This is a genomic window from Haemophilus influenzae, assembly GCF_003494325.1.
In the GTDB taxonomy this organism is placed as follows: domain Bacteria; phylum Pseudomonadota; class Gammaproteobacteria; order Enterobacterales; family Pasteurellaceae; genus Haemophilus; species Haemophilus influenzae_I.
Genome location: NZ_QQIK01000001.1, coordinates 266,071 through 284,287, shown reverse-complemented (window position 1 = coordinate 284,287; position 18,217 = coordinate 266,071). Strand labels below are relative to the sequence as shown.

General features: G+C 38.4%; 20 protein-coding genes. 6 read left to right on the top strand and 14 right to left on the bottom strand.

The annotated features are described in order from the left end of the window. Positions 1–51: 51 nt before the first annotated feature. Positions 52–1,599, bottom strand: a complete 1,548-nt coding sequence (gene leuA, locus DV356_RS01500; protein ID WP_065245161.1) for a 2-isopropylmalate synthase — start codon at positions 1,597–1,599, stop codon at positions 52–54. A 570-nt stretch (positions 1,600–2,169) separates the two neighbouring features. On the opposite strand from leuA, the gene dprA reads away from it, so the two are divergent. The 5 genes from dprA to smpB all read left to right on the top strand — a co-directional run bounded on the left by dprA (position 2,170) and on the right by smpB (position 6,480). Then, on the top strand, positions 2,170–3,291 hold the full coding sequence (gene dprA / locus DV356_RS01495; protein WP_005655963.1) for a DNA-processing protein DprA: 1,122 nt from the start codon (positions 2,170–2,172) through the stop codon (positions 3,289–3,291). A 53-nt stretch (positions 3,292–3,344) separates the two neighbouring features. After that, positions 3,345–4,121 (top strand): peroxide stress protein YaaA, encoded by a 777-nt coding sequence (gene yaaA, locus DV356_RS01490; protein ID WP_048955060.1) that lies wholly within the window; start codon positions 3,345–3,347, stop codon positions 4,119–4,121. Next, entirely contained in the window at positions 4,114–4,695 is a 582-nt protein-coding gene (locus DV356_RS01485; RefSeq protein ID WP_048955059.1) for a hypothetical protein, read from the top strand. The genes yaaA and DV356_RS01485 overlap by 8 nt, the downstream gene beginning before the upstream one ends. Positions 4,696–4,790: 95 nt before the next feature. Beyond that, the gene (gene pfkA / locus DV356_RS01480) at positions 4,791–5,756 is read left to right on the top strand and encodes a 6-phosphofructokinase (protein ID WP_048955057.1); all 966 of its coding nucleotides are present in this window, start codon (positions 4,791–4,793) and stop codon (positions 5,754–5,756) included. Positions 5,757–5,994: 238 nt separating this feature from the next. Then, entirely contained in the window at positions 5,995–6,480 is a 486-nt protein-coding gene (gene smpB / locus DV356_RS01475; RefSeq protein WP_005647965.1) for an SsrA-binding protein SmpB, read from the top strand. Positions 6,481–6,574: 94 nt separating this feature from the next. Here smpB and fis read toward each other — a convergent pair whose 3' ends face one another. From fis to menB, 12 genes are all read right to left on the bottom strand, one after another. After that, the gene (gene fis, locus DV356_RS01470; protein ID WP_005651583.1) at positions 6,575–6,874 is read right to left on the bottom strand and encodes a DNA-binding transcriptional regulator Fis; all 300 of its coding nucleotides are present in this window, start codon (positions 6,872–6,874) and stop codon (positions 6,575–6,577) included. Next, positions 6,868–7,848 carry a tRNA dihydrouridine synthase DusB gene (gene dusB, locus DV356_RS01465; RefSeq protein WP_006995627.1) on the bottom strand — a complete coding sequence of 327 codons (981 nt, stop codon included), beginning with the start codon at positions 7,846–7,848 and terminating at the stop codon, positions 6,868–6,870. The genes fis and dusB overlap by 7 nt, the downstream gene beginning before the upstream one ends. A gap of 146 nt (positions 7,849–7,994) precedes the next feature. Continuing rightward, positions 7,995–8,882, bottom strand: coding sequence for a 50S ribosomal protein L11 methyltransferase (gene prmA, locus DV356_RS01460; protein WP_005647969.1), 888 nt, complete (start codon positions 8,880–8,882; stop codon positions 7,995–7,997). Positions 8,883–8,923: 41 nt separating this feature from the next. Continuing rightward, positions 8,924–9,469, bottom strand: a complete 546-nt coding sequence (gene fic / locus DV356_RS01455; protein ID WP_181144760.1) for a protein adenylyltransferase Fic — start codon at positions 9,467–9,469, stop codon at positions 8,924–8,926. A gap of 31 nt (positions 9,470–9,500) precedes the next feature. Next, positions 9,501–10,373 carry a DMT family transporter gene (locus DV356_RS01450; protein ID WP_005664204.1) on the bottom strand — a complete coding sequence of 291 codons (873 nt, stop codon included), beginning with the start codon at positions 10,371–10,373 and terminating at the stop codon, positions 9,501–9,503. Between the two features lie 119 nt (positions 10,374–10,492). Then, positions 10,493–11,947 (bottom strand): sodium/pantothenate symporter, encoded by a 1,455-nt coding sequence (gene panF / locus DV356_RS01445; RefSeq protein WP_005647973.1) that lies wholly within the window; start codon positions 11,945–11,947, stop codon positions 10,493–10,495. After that, positions 11,944–12,201 (bottom strand): YhdT family protein, encoded by a 258-nt coding sequence (locus DV356_RS01440; protein WP_005647974.1) that lies wholly within the window; start codon positions 12,199–12,201, stop codon positions 11,944–11,946. The genes panF and DV356_RS01440 overlap by 4 nt, the downstream gene beginning before the upstream one ends. Before the next feature lie 204 nt (positions 12,202–12,405). Next, positions 12,406–13,752 carry an acetyl-CoA carboxylase biotin carboxylase subunit gene (gene accC / locus DV356_RS01435; protein ID WP_005664198.1) on the bottom strand — a complete coding sequence of 449 codons (1,347 nt, stop codon included), beginning with the start codon at positions 13,750–13,752 and terminating at the stop codon, positions 12,406–12,408. A gap of 176 nt (positions 13,753–13,928) precedes the next feature. Then, positions 13,929–14,396 (bottom strand): acetyl-CoA carboxylase biotin carboxyl carrier protein, encoded by a 468-nt coding sequence (accB, locus tag DV356_RS01430; protein ID WP_005664196.1) that lies wholly within the window; start codon positions 14,394–14,396, stop codon positions 13,929–13,931. Between the two features lie 152 nt (positions 14,397–14,548). Then, positions 14,549–14,998 carry a type II 3-dehydroquinate dehydratase gene (gene aroQ, locus DV356_RS01425; protein WP_005655954.1) on the bottom strand — a complete coding sequence of 150 codons (450 nt, stop codon included), beginning with the start codon at positions 14,996–14,998 and terminating at the stop codon, positions 14,549–14,551. A 56-nt stretch (positions 14,999–15,054) separates the two neighbouring features. Further along, entirely contained in the window at positions 15,055–16,044 is a 990-nt protein-coding gene (menC, locus tag DV356_RS01420; RefSeq protein ID WP_192882151.1) for an o-succinylbenzoate synthase, read from the bottom strand. A 68-nt stretch (positions 16,045–16,112) separates the two neighbouring features. Further along, positions 16,113–16,970 carry a 1,4-dihydroxy-2-naphthoyl-CoA synthase gene (menB, locus tag DV356_RS01415; RefSeq protein WP_005630980.1) on the bottom strand — a complete coding sequence of 286 codons (858 nt, stop codon included), beginning with the start codon at positions 16,968–16,970 and terminating at the stop codon, positions 16,113–16,115. 145 nt (positions 16,971–17,115) lie between these two features. Between menB and DV356_RS01405 the strand changes: the two genes are divergently transcribed. After that, on the top strand, positions 17,116–17,682 hold the full coding sequence (locus DV356_RS01405; RefSeq protein WP_015701969.1) for a DUF5358 domain-containing protein: 567 nt from the start codon (positions 17,116–17,118) through the stop codon (positions 17,680–17,682). Positions 17,683–17,754: 72 nt separating this feature from the next. On the opposite strand, the gene rpsT is transcribed toward DV356_RS01405, so the two are convergent. Next, a complete protein-coding gene (rpsT, locus tag DV356_RS01400; RefSeq protein WP_005651580.1) occupies positions 17,755–18,018 on the bottom strand; it encodes a 30S ribosomal protein S20 in 264 nt (87 codons plus the stop codon). Positions 18,019–18,217: the final 199 nt, after the last annotated feature.

Here is an 18,217-nt window from a genome sequence, read left to right as displayed (position 1 = left end):
GCGGTTAGTTTTTTTGTATTTTTCCCCTCTTTGCTAAAGAGGGGGATTGGATTAATGATGTTTATGATTCTTAATATCTGCCACTTTATGCGCTCGATAAATGGCATTGATGGCGTGGACTAAAGCAAGTGCGGAAGATTCAACAATGTCTGTCGCTAAACCGACACCGTGGAATTTACGCCCTTTGTGTTCCACCACAATATCCACTTGCCCTAATGCTTCTGCACCCTCGCCTTTAGCAGTTAAGTTATAGTGAGACATTTTGATTTCTAAACCCGTTAAATTTAAGATGGCGTTATAAACCGCATCCACTGGGCCATTGCCACCAATTGACGAAGTGCTTAATTTTTCGCCATCTAATTTCAATTGAACAAAGGCTGTGGCTGGATATTCTTTGGTTGAATGCGCAGAAAGTTTATCTAATACCAAACGATCTTCATCCCCTTGTTGCATATCGATAAACGCCAAGGCCTCCAAATCATAATCGAACACTTGACCTTTTTTATCCGCCAATTTTAAGAACGCCTCATACAATTTATCCAAATCATAATCTTGTTCGGTGTAACCCATATCTGCCATATGACCTTTTACCGCTGCTCGACCAGAACGTGCGGTTAAATTCAATTTTTCTTTTTTCAAACCGATGGTTTCTGGAGACATAATTTCGTAAGTATTTTTGTTTTTCAACATACCATCTTGATGAATACCAGAAGAATGGGCAAAAGCATTTGAACCTACAATGGCTTTATTCGGTTGAATTGGCATATTACAAAGTTGGCTAACCATTTGGCTGACACGATGAATTTCTTGGGTATTAATACGGGTATCCACGCCCATAAAATCTTGACGAACTTTCATTGCCATAACCACTTCTTCAAGGGAAGTATTGCCTGCACGTTCACCAATTCCATTAATGGTACATTCAATTTGGCGCGCACCATTTTGTACTGCCGTTAAAGAATTAGCGGTTGCCATACCTAAGTCATTGTGGCAATGCACGGAAATCACAGCTTTGTCGATATTCGGCACGCAATTACGCACTTGAGCAATGATATTGCCGTATTCATTTGGTAAGCAAAAACCGACTGTATCGGGAATATTTACTGTGGTCGCACCCGCATTAATTGCCGCCTCTACAATACGACAGATATTATCAATACCTGTACGGCCTGCATCTTCGCAAGAGAACTCAACATCATCCGTATAATTACGTGCGCGTTTCACTGCTGCAACTGCCATTCCTACCACATCATCAAAAGAACGTTTTAATTTCGCTTCAACGTGCAATGCGGAACTTGCAATAAACGTATGAATACGGAATGCTTCTGCTACTTTCAATGCTTCATATGCGGCATCAATGTCTTTATCTACGGCTCGAGATAACGCGGCAACACGAGCGTTTTTAATATGGCGCGCAATGGTTTGAACAGATTCAAAATCCCCTTGAGAAGAAACTGGGAACCCCACTTCCATTACATCCACACCTAAGCGTTCAAGTGCTAAAGCGATCTGTAATTTTTCTTTTACCGTCAAACTTGCTTTTAATGCCTGTTCCCCATCACGCAAGGTGGTATCAAAAATAATAACGCGATCTGTCATAACAATGTCCTTACTAAATGTCCTTACTAAATGCCCTTACTAAAAGTTCCTCTAAAATCACGCCAAAAGTGCGGTGCGTTTTTCCTGTATTTTTAAGATAAAAAACCCGCAACTTATAAAGTGCGGGTTTAAAATTGGGTATTTACATCTGACTGTTTTTTTATCCACAACTTAGCCGCACACAAAATGTGAGAGCAGTAGGTTGAGAGATAAAGAAACAATACGAAACATAAATAAAAATCCTTCTGTGTAAAACGTTTTCCATATTACGAATAAAAAACTGGCTGTCAAACTATTTTTTGGCATTTTATATTAAAAATAAACCTACCTACACTTAATCAAATATACATTTAACTAACAAACTTAATAAAATTAGCATATTTAACCAATGCAATCCTAATCAACAAATTTTTCTTATTGGATTTTTTACATTTTCAAAATAAGAAAAATTTTGCAATTTTTTATTCATTAAAAAGAATTTTTGCGATCTGCATCGCAAAATGCTTTTAAATTAATCGTTTCTCTCCTTCGTTTTTTCCATACTAGATTTTCAAATAAAAAGGAAAAAATATGAATGACATTACCTACACATTACTCCGTTTAATGCAAGTGCCTAAACTTGGCGGCGTTGGCATTGATAAAATTTTGTCCAATATTACCTTAAATGAATTACTTAATTATGATGATGTTGCTTTCCGACAAATGGGGTGGGGAGCCATTCAAATTCGCCGTTGGTTCAAGCCTGAAGCAAAATTTATTGAGCCTGCACTTGTGTGGTCACAAAAAGAGGGAAATCATTTAGTGAATTATTTTTCCCCTTTTTATCCCTTTTTGTTGAAACAGACCGCAAGTTTTCCGCCACTATTATTTGTAAAAGGAAATTTAACCGCACTTTCACAACGCCAAATGGCAATGGTTGGAAGCCGTTATTGCACGACTTACGGAGAATATTGGGCAAAACATTTTGCGACAGAACTTTCATTAGCTGGCTTTACGATTACTAGTGGACTTGCATTAGGAATTGATGGACATTGCCATCAAGCTGTCGTCAATATTCAAGGACAAACTATTGCGGTTTTAGGCAGTGGATTAGAACAAATCTATCCCTCTAAACATCAAAGATTATCGGCACAAATCATCGAAAATAATGGCGCATTAGTCTCTGAGTTCTTACCAAACCAAGCCCCCATTGCCGCTAATTTCCCACGTCGTAATCGGATTATTAGCGGGCTTTCAGTCGGCACGCTTGTTGTTGAAGCCACAGAAAAAAGCGGCTCGCTTATTACTGCGCGATATGCGTTGGAACAAAACCGAGAGGTTTTTGCTGTGCCGGGAAACATTCAAAATGAATCAAGTCAAGGTTGTCATCGCTTAATTAAACAAGGTGCAATGTTAGTGGAAAATGCAAAGGATATTTTGGAAACCCTCTACCAACATTCTATCCATAGCCAAACTGAAATTGATTTTGACCAGATCGCCGTGCCTAATTACACTCCACCACCTGATCCTCGTCGATTAGTAGAAGCACCAAGCCACCCGAAACTTTATTCGCGTATTGGTTACACGCCTGTGAGCATTGATGATTTAGCGGAAGAATTTAATTTAAGCGTCGATGTTTTGCTTGTTCAGTTGCTCGATCTTGAGTTGCAAGATCTTATCATAAGTGAAAATGGCTTATATAAACGCGTTTAACATAAATTTTTATGCTAAGATACGCCCATTCTTTTTTTCATAAAAGGACGATTATGTTAGCGATTATCTCCCCTGCCAAAACCCTTGACTTTGAAAGTGCGGTAAAAAATTTTCCTGTTTCTCAACCGCACTTTACCGATTACAGCGAACAACTTATTAAGGTTTGTCGTAAACTTTCTCCACAAGATCTTTCATCATTAATGTCTATCAGCGATAAATTAGCAGGGCTTAATGTTGCACGTTTTGCTGAATGGACAAAAATTCACAATGAAGACAATTCCCGCCCTGCACTCTTTGCATTTAAAGGCGATGTTTATACGGGTTTAGATGCTGATTCCCTTTCGGAAGATGATGTCATTTTTGCACAATCCCATTTACGTATGCTGTCTGGGCTTTATGGGCTTTTAAAACCACTTGATTTAATGCAACCTTACCGATTAGAAATGGGGACAAAATTAGCCAATCCGAAAGGAAAAGATCTGTATGCCTTTTGGGGAAATGTGATTACCCAAGCAGTTCAACAAGCTATTGATGCACAAGGCGATAATGTATTAGTCAATTTAGCCTCTGATGAATATTATAAATCTGTTAAAGAAAACCAACTTAACGCCAAAATTATCAAGCCAGTTTTCTTAGACAATAAAAATGGAAAATACAAAGTAATTAGCTTTTATGCTAAAAAAGCGCGAGGATTAATGTGCCGTTATCTTATTCAAAATCGTTTAACCGACATTGAACAGTTAAAAGAATTTGATTTAGGTGGTTATTGGTTTGATTCAGCATCCTCCACTGAAACTGAATTTGTCTTTAAGCGAGATATTAATGAATAAAATTTTTGTTATTTTGACCGCACTTATACTTTCAGGCTGTGCAACTAAGCTGACCCAATTAAATGTGCCTACGCAGTTAGAACATAATGGCAAACATTATGTACTTACTGGCAGCCAAGATTTAGGAACCATTGCACGCTATGCGTATATATCTAAGCCAGATACGCTAGAAAATTGGCAATCTGAAATTGAAATTCTCTTTGATCGTAATCAACCAGCGCGTTCAATTAAAGAACGCATTGCATTGAGAGAACGCATTTATCGCAATACAGGCGTGAAAGATTTTCATTTTGATACTATTCCAGAAAATTCGACCAATCCAAATGAATTAAATGGATATGTTATCTATTCGCCAACGAAAGAAAATCCATCTTGGCAAGTCAATGTGATGAAAGGACGACAATTGTCCCAATGTGGCTTTGTGCAATTTCAATATTCGCAGAAAATACAGCAACCAACGCGTTCTAAACATTTATCTGTCAATAAAGTACAACGACATTTGCAAAAATACATTGTGGATATAGAAAGAAAGCATTTACAAAATTTGAAATGGCAACTGTTTTGTGAAAAATAATGTAGATCAAAATCTCGTCAAATTTTGCTAGAGCAGATTCTTTGAATGATGTAATCTTATGCCCATTTTCAATTATGCTTAAAAGTAGGTAAATTATGATTAAAAAAATTGCAGTTTTAACAAGTGGTGGCGATGCGCCTGGTATGAATGCCGCAATTCGTGGCGTAGTACGTTCTGCACTTGCAGAAGGCTTAGAAGTATTTGGTATCTATGACGGTTATCAAGGTTTATACAATAATAAAATCAAACAATTAAATCGCTATAGCGTATCTGATGTAATTAATCGTGGCGGTACTTTTTTAGGTTCTGCACGCTTTCCTGAATTTAAAGATCCAAATGTTCGTGCAAAATGTGCAGAAATTTTACGTTCTCACGGCATTGATGCACTTGTGGTTATCGGTGGTGACGGTTCTTATATGGGGGCAAAATTATTAACCGAAGAACACTGTTTCCCTTGTGTTGGCTTACCCGGTACTATTGATAATGATGTGGCAGGTACTGACTATACCATCGGTTATCAAACCGCATTACAAACTGCAGTGGATGCAATCGACCGTTTACGTGATACATCAAGCTCACACCAACGTATTTCTATCGTTGAAATTATGGGTCGCCATTGTAGTGACTTAACCATTTCTGCGGGCATTGCTGGCGGTTGTGAATATATCGTCGCATCAGAAATTGAATTTAATCGCGAAGAATTAATTCAACAAATTGAACGTAGCATTATTCGCGGTAAACGCCACGCTATTATTGCTATCACTGAACTTTTAACTGATGTTCATTCTCTGGCAAAAGAAATTGAAGCTCGCGTAGGTCACGAAACTCGCGCAACCGTTTTAGGGCATATTCAACGTGGTGGTTCTCCTTGTGCTTTTGACCGTATTCTTGCCTCACGTATGGGCGCATACGCAGTAGATTTATTGCTACAAGGTAAAGGCGGCTATTGCGTAGGTATCCAAAATGAACAACTCGTTCATCACGATATTATTGATGCCATTAATAATATGCAGCGTGTATTTAAGGCTGATTGGCTTAAAGTGGCAAAACGTTTGGAATAATCCTTTATTCACTATATAAATCACTAACACTTAATTCATCTTTTTATCTTACTTAAACAGGCGCGTAATGTGCCTGTTTTTTCTCGCCAAAGTGCGGTCAGTTTTTCTCTTATTTTCTACAAATCATTTATTTTTAAAGATTGAAAATAAATGCGACTGCCAGTTCTAGCTAGATGATCTTTTTGCTATCAAAATAGAGATCCGATAAAATGCCTCAAGCAAAATAAGGGATAAAATTATGACAAAGAAAAAAGTAAAACCCAATTCAAATACTATCGCACTGAATAAACGTGCAAGACACGATTATTTTATTGAAGATGAAATTGAAGCAGGTCTTGAATTACAAGGCTGGGAAGTCAAATCTATGCGCGCAGGCAAGGCAAATATTAGTGATAGTTATGTTATTTTTAAAAATGGCGAAGCCTTTTTATTCGGGGCAAGCATTCAGCCATTAAATGTCGCATCAACGCATATTGTTTGTGATCCAACTCGCACTCGTAAGTTATTGTTAAATAAACGCGAATTAGCATCCCTATTTGGCAAAGCAAACCGAGACGGTTTTACCATAGTTGCACTTTCTCTTTACTGGAAAAGTGCGTGGGCAAAAGTCAAAATTGGTTTAGCCAAAGGTAAAAAACAACAGGATAAACGTGATGATATTAAAGAACGTGAATGGAAAGTAACAAAAGATCGCATTATGAAAAATGCACATCGAAGATCTTAAATTGTAATAATAAATTAGCCCCAAATTACTTGGGGCTAATTTTTAAAATAGAATGAAAAACATTCAATCTTTTTGTTAATAAAAGAATATCGTCTTATCCCATACCGTATTTTTTTAATTTTTTACGTAATGTACCACGGTTGATACCAAGCATATTTGCTGCACGGGTTTGATTACCACGAGTATATTGCATAATCATATCTAACATAGGGTGTTCAACTTCCGCTAATACTAGCTCGTAAAGATCATTCACATCTTGACCATCTAATTGTGCTAAATAATTACGCAACGCTTGTTTGACTGAATCGCGTAATGGTTTGCTGGTCACTTGTGATTGCGCATTTAATACTGATACCGTTAAGGCATCGGCAGAATTACGTTGTTGTTCTAACATTTTTCTTTATCCAAAATTAAATTGAAAAAATCTTCCAATACAATCAGCTGCTCTTTAGGATCACTAATTGCATTAAAAGTCTGTTTAAAAACGGAATCAGGTTGAATTCCCTGTAAATACCAAGCTACGTGTTTACGCGCAATGCGATAGCCTTTTTGTTCGCCATAGAATTGATGTAATTCTTGAATATGACGCAAAATCTGACCGCACTTTTCCTTTAAACTTGGCATTTGACTTATCGAGTTATGCTCAATTAGGTTTTCTACCGCTTGAAATAACCAAGGGTTACCTAAGGCAGCACGACCGATCATAATGGCATCCGCTCCAGTATAATCAAGAACGAATTTTGCTTTCCGAGCAGAATCAATATCGCCATTAGCTATAACTGGTATAGCAATCGCTTGTTTAACGGCTTTAATGTTATCGTACTCCGCTTCCCCTTCAAAAAGACAAGCTCTTGTACGACCATGCACCGTTAATGCTTGTATGCCACATTGTTCTGCAATTTTGCCGATTTGAACGCAGTTTCGATTAGATTTATCCCAGCCTGTACGAATTTTTAAGGTCACTGGCACATTGACGGCGGACACGACTTCTCGCAAGATTTTTTCCACCAAATCTGGAAATTGCAACAACGCAGAGCCTGCGAGTTTGCGATTTACTTTTTTGGCAGGGCATCCCATATTAATGTCAATGATTTGAGCGCCATATTCCACGTTAATAGCAGCGGCTTGCGCCATCTCGAGTGGATCACTACCTGCAATTTGCACCGCATTGAGACCTAAATCTTCGCTATGTGCCAAACGCAATTTGGATTTTTCGGTATGCCAAACTTGCGGATTTGTGGACATCATTTCTGAAAATGTAAGCCCCGCACCATAATATGCACAAAGACGGCGGAAAGGCTGGTCGGTAATACCTGCCATTGGTGCAAGTAAAACACGATTTTTTAATTGGTATGAACCGATTCGCATTTTACGTTCCTTTCCTAGCAAGCCTAAATCTAATTTATATCGAACTGCTCGACAACCGACAAGGCTGGCTATAATACGCATTTTGCCTTGCTTTGCAAAGTGAAATTTGTTTAAAAAATACACTTTTTTTGATTGACAAAAAGAAATTAAAGCGTTTTTAGCTTACCCGTAATTCGGCACCATTCTTCTCTCGCCGCGACGGGCTCTAACGCAAATGTTTGCGTATAGGCATCGCATACCGATTGAGCTTGAGTTTCTAAAATGCCCGATAAACCAAGATCGCCATTCGGCTTAACAAGTTGGCTAATGATTGGGTAAAGTTCTTTGAGAGGGCCAGCAAGAATATTCGCCACCACGACATCTGCTTTTAAATCAGAGGGTTTTTCATCAGATAAGAACAGCTGTAGGCGATCTGCCACGCCATTTTGCTCAGCATTATTGCGACTAGCCAGAATGGCTTGTGGATCGATATCAATTCCCACCGCACTTTTCGCACCAAGTTTTAATGCTGCAATGGCTAAAATACCAGATCCACAACCAAAATCGATGACGCTTTTATCTTTTAAATCAAGGCCATCTAGCCATTCTAAACATAGTGCGGTTGTAGGATGAGTGCCTGTACCAAATGCTAAACCTGGGTCAAGCATAACATTGACGGCATTTTCATCAGGCACATCACGCCAACTTGGACAAATCCATAAACGCTTACCAAATTGCATTGGGTGGAAGTTATCCATCCACTCACGCTCCCAGTCTTTATCTTCTATTTGTTCAATTTTGTATGCCGTATTGCTATCTAAGTGTTTTGCTTCTTTTAATAAGCGAACAATTTCTGCCATATCTGTTTCTGCATCAAATAGCGCAATAACATCGGTATTACCCCATAAACGCGTTTCGCCTGGCAAAGGCTCAAAAATCGGTGTATCTTGACTATCCATAAAAGTTACAGAGACGGAGCCGATTTCTTCTAAAAAATCACTCATTTGTTCTGCTTTTTCATTGGTGCTGTTCAGGCGAATTTGAATCCAAGCCATTTGTTTTTTCCTTTCAAAATTTTGCGTATTTTTACCGCACTTTATTCTTTCTCGTAACCTTCGTAATAATAAGATTGCTCAATACCTTTAAAAATAATTTCTCGGTTATTTACATCATCTGTTAAATTCGCTTGTAATAAAAAACGAATTTCTAAATCGTTAATTGGGCTACGCTCTATTGCTTGTAAGTATTGAGTTTTATCCACATTTTGCCAATTGACAACTTTACCTAAATTTTTCTTTAAAACTAAATCTAACCAAATGCGAGTTGAACGACCATTACCTTCTAAAAAAGGGTGCGCAATATTCATTTCTACATATTTATTAATAATATTTTCAAAAGTATCTTCTGGCATTTGCTCTATTTTTCCTAATGCCTCTTTTAAATAAAGTGCATTAGCAAAACGAAAATGGCCTTTTGAAATATTTTGTTCACGAATTTTACCAGCAAATTCATAAACACCATTAAATAGGTAATGATGAATTTGTTGCAGCCCTTTTGTTGAACCAATTTCAATTTGATGAATATCACCGCTTTCAAATAAACGGTAGGCATTTTCTAAACTTTGTTGATCAATTTTTTTCACAATGATGATAATCCAAAATTTTGGGGGCATATTATACCGATTTTTTTAAAAGTTTCGGCAGTAAAGTCGAGCCAAGTGTGGCTAACATAATAATTGTTATACCAAGTGCGGCTGAAAATGATAACGTTTCGCCAAGTAATGATACAGCAAATAAGATGCCAAATAGCGGTTCAAGTGCGACTAAAACACCGGAGATATTGGCATCCACACTATTAAGACCTTTATTCCATAACCAATAGGCAAGCCAGCTACAGCCAATGGCAAGATATAATAAACCTGCAATACCCGTAGAATTTAATGATATTTGCCAGTTTTCTGTGAGTAATAGCGTAAATGGCAACGTTGTGATGGTGCCAAGTACAATGCTGACGGAGGTATAAGCCTGCGTTGAGACTTTGGCCACAACTCGCTGTGTCCAACGTAATACGGCAGCGAAAATGATCCCAGCACTTAGTACTAATAAACAGCCGAATAAACTGATGTTATCAATGCCTTCATTATTTTTTCCGCCATTAATTAAAATTGCCACGCCAATAAATGCCATTGCACCGAATAGCCAGTGAAACCATTTTGCTTTGTCTTTAAAGAAGAAATGCCCGACAAATACAACGAGCAGCGGTTCTAGCCCAATCATGGTGACTGCACTGGAGGCGGATGTATATTTTAGTCCGATGAATTGCAATAAAAATACGGCGGTATAGTTAAAGAATGCCAACCACCAAAGCTGTTTACGCATTGGTTTATCAATTTTTTTCCAACGACGTAAAAAGAGCGGCATGACAATAATCATTGCAATAATTAACCGCACTTGCACAACAAGCACAGGATCCATCATCGAATAAGTGAGCTTACCGACGATTAATGAACTGCTCCAAATAAGTAGCGCAAGAATTTGATAGAGCATTGATGTATCCCTGTGAATTGTTCCAATTCTATGTTTTAGCGTAGAAATTGCTGAAAGTGAGAAAATTAAATATCACCTTCCTCTCATTTAGAAGAAGGTGACAGCATATTGATTAATACTTAAAGTGCGGTAACTTTTAATTGAGTTTTTTCAATACGACGTTCGCCCAATTTATTACCCACTAAAAAGGCAATTAATCCAAATACTAATGATGGCACGATTTGATGGAAGTTAAATAATTTTATGCCAAGTTGAGTGAGCAAGATATAGCTTCCTAAGCCGATAATCATTGAGCTTAACGCACCATAAGCATTTGCTTTATCCCAATAAATACCCAGTACAATTACCCATAAAAATGCGGCTTCCAGTCCGCCAAAGGCAAATAGGTTTAACCAAATAATCATATCTGGTGGATTGAGGGCGGCAAAGATTAAAAGTGCGGTCAAAATCAGCGTAATAATTGATGAAAAATAGCTCACTTTTTTCTCATTTTTTGCGGCCTCTGGTTTCGCAGAAAGGTATAAATCTTTTACAAAAATAGAAGAAGATTGAATAAGTTGTGCATCAATTGTGGACATAATTGCGGACATCGGTGCAGCTAAGAAAATCCCCGCAACAATAGGCGGCAATACTTTTATCATTAATGTTGGAATTACTTGATCTGATACCGTTAAATTTGGAATAACCGCTCTGCCAAGCGCACCAGCTAAGTGCATACCCAACATAATAATTGAAAGTACAATGGTTCCAATCAGCATACCGCGATGTAAGGCTTTACTATCTTTAAATGCCATACATCGAACTGCGGTATGTGGAAGACCAACCACCCCGAAACAGACAAGTATCCAGAAAGAAGCCATAAATTGGAAATCTAACATTCCATTTGGCCCGTAAGGCGTGACTAAGTCAGGATCAATTTCAGTTAATTTATTAACCGCACTTTCTACACCACCGAGGGCATAAATCGTGCCAATAAGGAGGATTATAGTCCCAAAAATCATTACGGTACCTTGAATGGTATCCGTCAGTACGACGGCACGGAAGCCCCCGATAAAAGTATAGATACCTACCGTTAAAGCAAATAAGAGTAATGCTTGAGTATAAGAAATGCCGATGGTTGTTTCTAATAAACGCGCACCACCAATAAATTGCACGGTCATAGCCGCAAAAAATGCGAGAAGAAGAGCAAGGCTTGATAGCCAAACTAAATATTTGTTTTTATAGCGATAAAAGAAAAGATCATTAATAGTTAAAGCATTGGTTTCTCTTGATAATAGTGCGAATTTTTTACCTAATGCACCTAATGCAAGCCATACGACTGGCACTTGAATCATCGCAAGTAATACCCAACCTAATCCGTATTTATAAGCAGCTCCTGGCCCTCCGACAAAAGAACTTGCACTGGCATAAGTTGATGCAGTTGTCATTGCGAGCACAAAACCAGTCATCGAACGATTTCCCACATAATATTCTGTTAAAAAATCGCCTTTTGTACGTTTTACATAGGCAAAAATTGCCGCACCAAAAACAAAAGTGAGATAAATAATTAAAGGAAGAATAATACCTAAATTCATTTTTGATTCCCCTGATCGTTAATTTCAAGAGAAATATCCTGAAAAATAATTTTGATAATCCAATGACCAATTACAATAAACAGAATAGGCAAATAAATACAAGAGAGTTCAAACCAGAGGGGAAAGCCGATAGGGCCTTGAGTTTCTTTAGGTAAATAAGCACATAAGCACCAACCTATCACATATAAAATAGATAAGCTCAATGCCCAACTGGCTTCTTTACCAGCTTGTTGATAACGTTGTTTTAATGTCATATTTTTTCCTTAAATTTTTTATAAGTGAAAGTATATTTTTGGATGGTATAAGGGGCGTATATTTCATACGTCCCTTGTGTTTGCTAATCTTACAACTTTTTTGAATAATTCAAAATGTTTTGCTCGTTTTAGTTTTTATTATCATTAAATAAATATCGGAATATATAAAAAATGGCTAACACCTGTTAGCCATTTAACGTTTAATTATTCATTCATACCTAATTTTTTCTCCAAATAATGGATATTTGTTCCACCTTTTTGGAAATTTTCATCTTCAAGAATTAATTCATGAAGTGGAATATTGGTTTTAATACCATCAATAATTGTTTCAGATAAGGCATTTTGCATACGACGGATTGCCACTTCACGTGTATCGCCGTAAGTGATAAGTTTTGCGATCATCGAGTCGTAATGTGGAGGCACAGTATAGCCGCCATAAACATGAGAATCCCAACGAACGCCTAAGCCGCCCGGTGAATGTAAGTGATTTACTTTGCCCGGAGACGGTAAGAATGTTTTTGGATCTTCTGCGTTAATACGGCATTCCATTGCATGGCCTTTAACTTTAATGTCCTCTTGCTTAAAGGAAATTGGCAAGCCTGCCGCAATACGCAACTGCTCTTTCACTAAATCTACACCTGTGATCATTTCTGTTACTGGGTGTTCTACTTGGATACGGGTATTCATTTCAATAAAGTAGAATTCGCCATTTTCATATAAGAATTCAAAGGTTCCCGCTCCGCGATAGCCGATTTCTACACAAGCATTTGCACAGCGAGAGCCAATATCGCGGCGAACTTCTTCTGTGATACCTGGAGCTGGTGCTTCTTCCACAACTTTTTGGTGACGACGCTGCATTGAGCAGTCACGTTCAGCCAAATAAACCGCATTTCCATGGGTATCTGCTAATACTTGAATTTCCACGTGACGTGGATTTTCTAAGTATTTTTCCATATAAACCATATCATTATTGAATGCCGCTTTCGCTTCTGCTTTGGTCATCGCGATAGATTCTTCTAATGCGTCTTCGCTACGAACAACACGCATTCCTCGGCCACCGCCGCCGCCTGATGCTTTGATGATGATTGGATAACCAATACGTTTGGCGATTTCTTTATTTTTAGCAATATCATTACTTACAGGGCCATCCGAACCTGGTACACAAGGCACGCCTGCTTTTTTCATCGCTTTAATAGCTGAAACTTTATCGCCCATTAAACGAATAACATCTGCTGTTGGGCCGATGAAAGTGAAACCTGAACGTTCAACTTGTTCAGCAAAGTCAGCGTTTTCAGATAAGAAACCGTATCCAGGATGAATTGCATCCGCACCTGTTACTTCGGCGGCAGCAATGATAGCTGGAATATTTAAATAACTTTTTGCGGAAGGTGCTGGACCGATACAAACGGTTTCATCAGCGAGTAAAACGTGTTTTAAATCACGATCAGCAGTGGAGTGAACTGCCACAGTTTTAATACCTAATTCTTTACAAGCACGTAAAATGCGTAGTGCAATTTCACCGCGGTTAGCAATCACAACTTTTTCTAACATAAAAGAGTCCGTTTAGTCAGATAGACGTGAATTTTTATGTAGGCTCTTGAAATATTGTTCTCCCTATAAAATTTGGCGTGAACAGATTTCAATTTATATCGCCTACGATAAATTCGCTCTAATTGTTTGTATATGAAATAGGCGGACTAAAGTCCGCCCGACAAAAATATTGGAAATTATTCAATAACGATTAATGGTTCGTCAAATTCAACGGCGTTACCGTCGTTGATAAGAATTGCTTTTACAATGCCAGCTTTGTCCGCTTCAATGCGGTTCATCATTTTCATTGCTTCAACGATACAAAGCGCATCGCCAACTTTCACTGATTGCCCCACTTCAACGAATGCTTTTGCTTCTGGGCTTGGGCTGCGATAGAAGGTTCCCACCATTGGAGAACGTACAAGATGGCCTGATAACTCATCCGATGCGGCTGGTGCGGTTGTCGCAGCTGCTGGTGCTTGAGCTGGTGCAGCGGCAGGAGTCGGTGCTACTACTGGTGCTGCAGCATATTGAACGGCTGCAGGAGCAATTACTGGTGCAGCACGGCTAATACGTACTGTACCCTCTTCTTCTTGCACTTCTAATTCAGTAATGCCCGATTCTTCTACTAATTCGATTAATTTTTTGATTTTACGAATGTCCATACGTTCTTCCTAAAAAGATTGAAATTTTAACCGCACTTTTAAAGGAAAAAGTGCGGTTATGAATAAACTTACTTTTGTGTTGCAAAGATTACCTTAATTTTTTCAAATTTGCGATAAAATTCTGTGAATTTCGCCAAAAATACTCGATTTTCTTATTTTTTAGCAAGGTAATCCATAGCAAATAAAAAGGCAAACTCGTAACCTTTCGCGCCCAAACCGCAAATAACGCCTTCAGCCACATCGCTAAAATAAGAATGATGACGAAATGGTTCACGTTTATGCACGTTAGATAAATGAATCTCTACAAAAGGAATTGAGACAGCTAAAAGTGCATCACGCAATGCGACACTGGTATGGGTGTAAGCCGCAGGATTAATTAAAATAAAATCGACTTGTTGAAAACTTTCGTGGATCTTATTAATTAATTTTTCTTCACTATTGGCTTGAAAACATTCCACTTTTACATTGTGTTGAGTGGCTAAAGTTTGTATTTTCTCTTCAATGGATTCAAGAGAAATACTGCCATAATGTTTTGGCTCGCGAGCCCCTAACATATTTAAGTTCGGGCCATTTAACAGCAAAATTCTGTGTGTTTGCGACATTTTTAATCCTTTTTGTGTGGCACATTATACTGGTTTTTCGATTTTTGGTGGTCGAATCAGATAATTTTAGTGATAAATTCAGATTCTAAATCAACAATAGGTAAATCAGAACTAGGCCAAGCGCGTAGTACTTGATATTCCATCAAATCTAAAGTATCTAAGCCTGGAGTCACATTCGGGGTGTATTGTTGTGCAATTCGTGCGAGCTGAGAGAGCCCTAAACTGCTTTCGATACTTGAACTAATAACCGCTTTTAGGCCTAACGAATGTGCTTGGTTAATGAGCTCAGTACAACGTTGAATTGAACCAATTAAAGTGGGTTTGATGACGACAGCCGATAAGTGCGGTTCTTTTTCTAGACAAAAATTAGGCTCTCGCACGGATTCATCCCATGCAATTGCAATATCGGTTTGAGCTGCAAATTCACGGCTGAGTGCTTGTGTTTTACAAGGTTCTTCTAAAAATTGAATACGTTCTCTATGTTGCAGTTTGACTTTAGCGGCAAATTGTAAGGCTTTTTCTAACGACCAATGGCGGTTTGCATCAAGCCGTAATTGTAAATCAGGAATCGCTTCTAAAAACATATCGGCGATTAATCCATCACGATTGGCTTCGTATATGCCCACTTTCATCTTTGCTACTTTTTCGCCTTCTATGCTCGCAAGTTTGGCGTACAGTTCATCTGGATCGCCATAACAAAGTGGTGCTGTATGATAATTGCCTTCAGCTTGTAAATAACCTTTCATTTCATCCATTGCACAACTGATACCAAAAGCAACGGAGGGATAGGTGCCATCTAATGGTACGCGAGGTGCATCACAGCTTGCATTGCACCATGTCGTTAGCCATTCAATTGCTTGTTCTTGAGCTTGGTCTAGGGTTTCTTCGCTAAAACCAGGTAGCGGAGCGATTTCTCCCCAACCGTCTCGGCTGCAACGCACTCTTACGATTAAACCTTCACGACGTTTTAAAAAACGATCACGCAGAATAAGTTGGCTATCAACGGGGATAGAATAACGGTAAAGATTAAATGATTTTTCAGCCATGTTTGCTCTCAATACAAAAGTGCGGTCAAAATTCACGAAGATTTTTAACCGCACTTTAGAACGATAAATTAAGGGTTACGTCTGAATTTGCTGAAGTCTGGCGCACGTTTTTCGTTAAACGCATTGCGGCCTTCTTGACCTTCTTCAGTCATGTAGAACAACATTGTTGCGTTACCCGCTAATTCTTGAAGACCTGCTTGGCCATCACAATCCGCATTTAATGCTGCTTTCAAACAACGAATTGCGATTGGGCTATTGCGTAACATTTCACGACACCAACGCACAGTTTCTTTTTCAAGATCAGCGTAAGGCACAACAGTATTGACTAAGCCCATGTCTAATGCTTCTTGTGCATTATATTGACGGCATAAGAACCAAATTTCACGCGCTTTTTTCTGACCCACTAAACGAGCCATATAGCTTGCACCCCAACCGCCATCGAATGAACCAACTTTTGGCCCAGTTTGCCCGAAAATGGCATTTTCAGCAGCAATCGTTAAGTCGCAAAGCATATGTAGTACATGGCCACCACCAATTGCATAACCTGCTACCATTGCTACAACTGGTTTTGGACAAGAACGAATATCGCGTTGGAAATCTAATACATTTAAGTGATGTACGCCACTGTCATCTTTGTAACCACCGTAATCGCCACGCACTTTTTGGTCACCACCAGAACAGAATGCTTTTTCGCCTTCGCCAGTTAATACAATGACACCAATGTTTTCATCAAAACGTGCATCGGAAAATGCAGTGATCATTTCTTTCACTGTTTGTGGGCGGAACGCATTACGAACTTCAGGGCGGTTAATGGTAATTTTTGCAATACCATCAGTGGATTTATGATAGCGAATATCGCTATAGCCTTCACTGTGATCGACCCATTCAACAGGCGCATATAACACATCATCTTTTGGATTTTGCATAAGAATTCCTTTTAATTAACGTAAAAAAGTGCGGTCATTATAGCGGAAGTTTTTCAGATCAGGAAAACTAAATTCATTTGCTGCTTTATCTGTTGTGAAGATATTGCTAGAATTTTGCACATTCTCACTTTTATAAGGATCAAATGTGAAATTAATTGCAACCTTAGGTATGGCAGCATTGCTGTCTGGCTGTTCAATGTTTGATAGCCAACAATCCGCAATTCCAGCGGAATTTGCTGGGGCTGATTACCAACTTTCCGATCAACATGCAAAACAATGGGCGATTGCAAGTAAGCAAGTAGAACAATGCGTTTACCCAAATTTAACTCGAATTTTGCAACAGCATTTTTCAAAAGAAGATAGCTATATTCACTCACAATATGTCTTTTTCTATCCGTTGGAAAAAATTATTGGCGAACAATATGTGAAGATTATCCAAGCCGATGAAAAATCAATGAATTATGCAAGCTATCAGTTTAAAAAATTCCGTACCAGAGTGGGCAATGTTGAACCTTTAACTAAACAGTCTTGTTTGAAGTTGCGTAACGAAGCGCGCGATGATTTGGCTGTCGTGAAAGGTCAATATAAAAATGGCATGGTGGAAGTGCAAAAAAATGAAGATGGCACACCAAAAAATTCTGATGGCATTGCAACCAATCAAAATAAATTCTTCTTTGATATTATCAAATGGGGATCGATGTTGTTACTTTAGTCTAAAATTCGATGCAATAAAAAACCGCACCTTAAAGTGCGGTTTTATTTTTTCATTCTTTCTAGCTAAAAATTACGCTAATTTTTTGATTTGTGCAGCTAATTTAGATTTGTGGTTTGCTGCTTTGTTAGCGTGGATTAAGCCTTTAGAAGCCATACGGTCTACAACTTTTTGCATTTCAACGAATGCTGCTTCAGCTGCTGATTTTTCGCCTGCTGCTACTTGAGCATATACTTTTTTGATATAAGTACGCATCATAGAGCGTTGGCTTGCGTTGTGTTGGCGACGTTTTTCAGATTGAACCGCGCGTTTTTTTGCTGACTTGATATTAGCCAAGGTCAAACTCCTAAAATTTCTGTTGATTGATAGACAAAATAAAGGGCGTCAATATGCCGATTTTTTATACTTTTGTCAATGGAAAATTTGTGTTGATTTCGGTGAGACACAACCGAAAGTAAGTATCGTTATTTTTACAAGCTCTTTCAATATGGGCTCACACAAACGATGTGCGACGGATTTTATCAGTTTTTTTTCA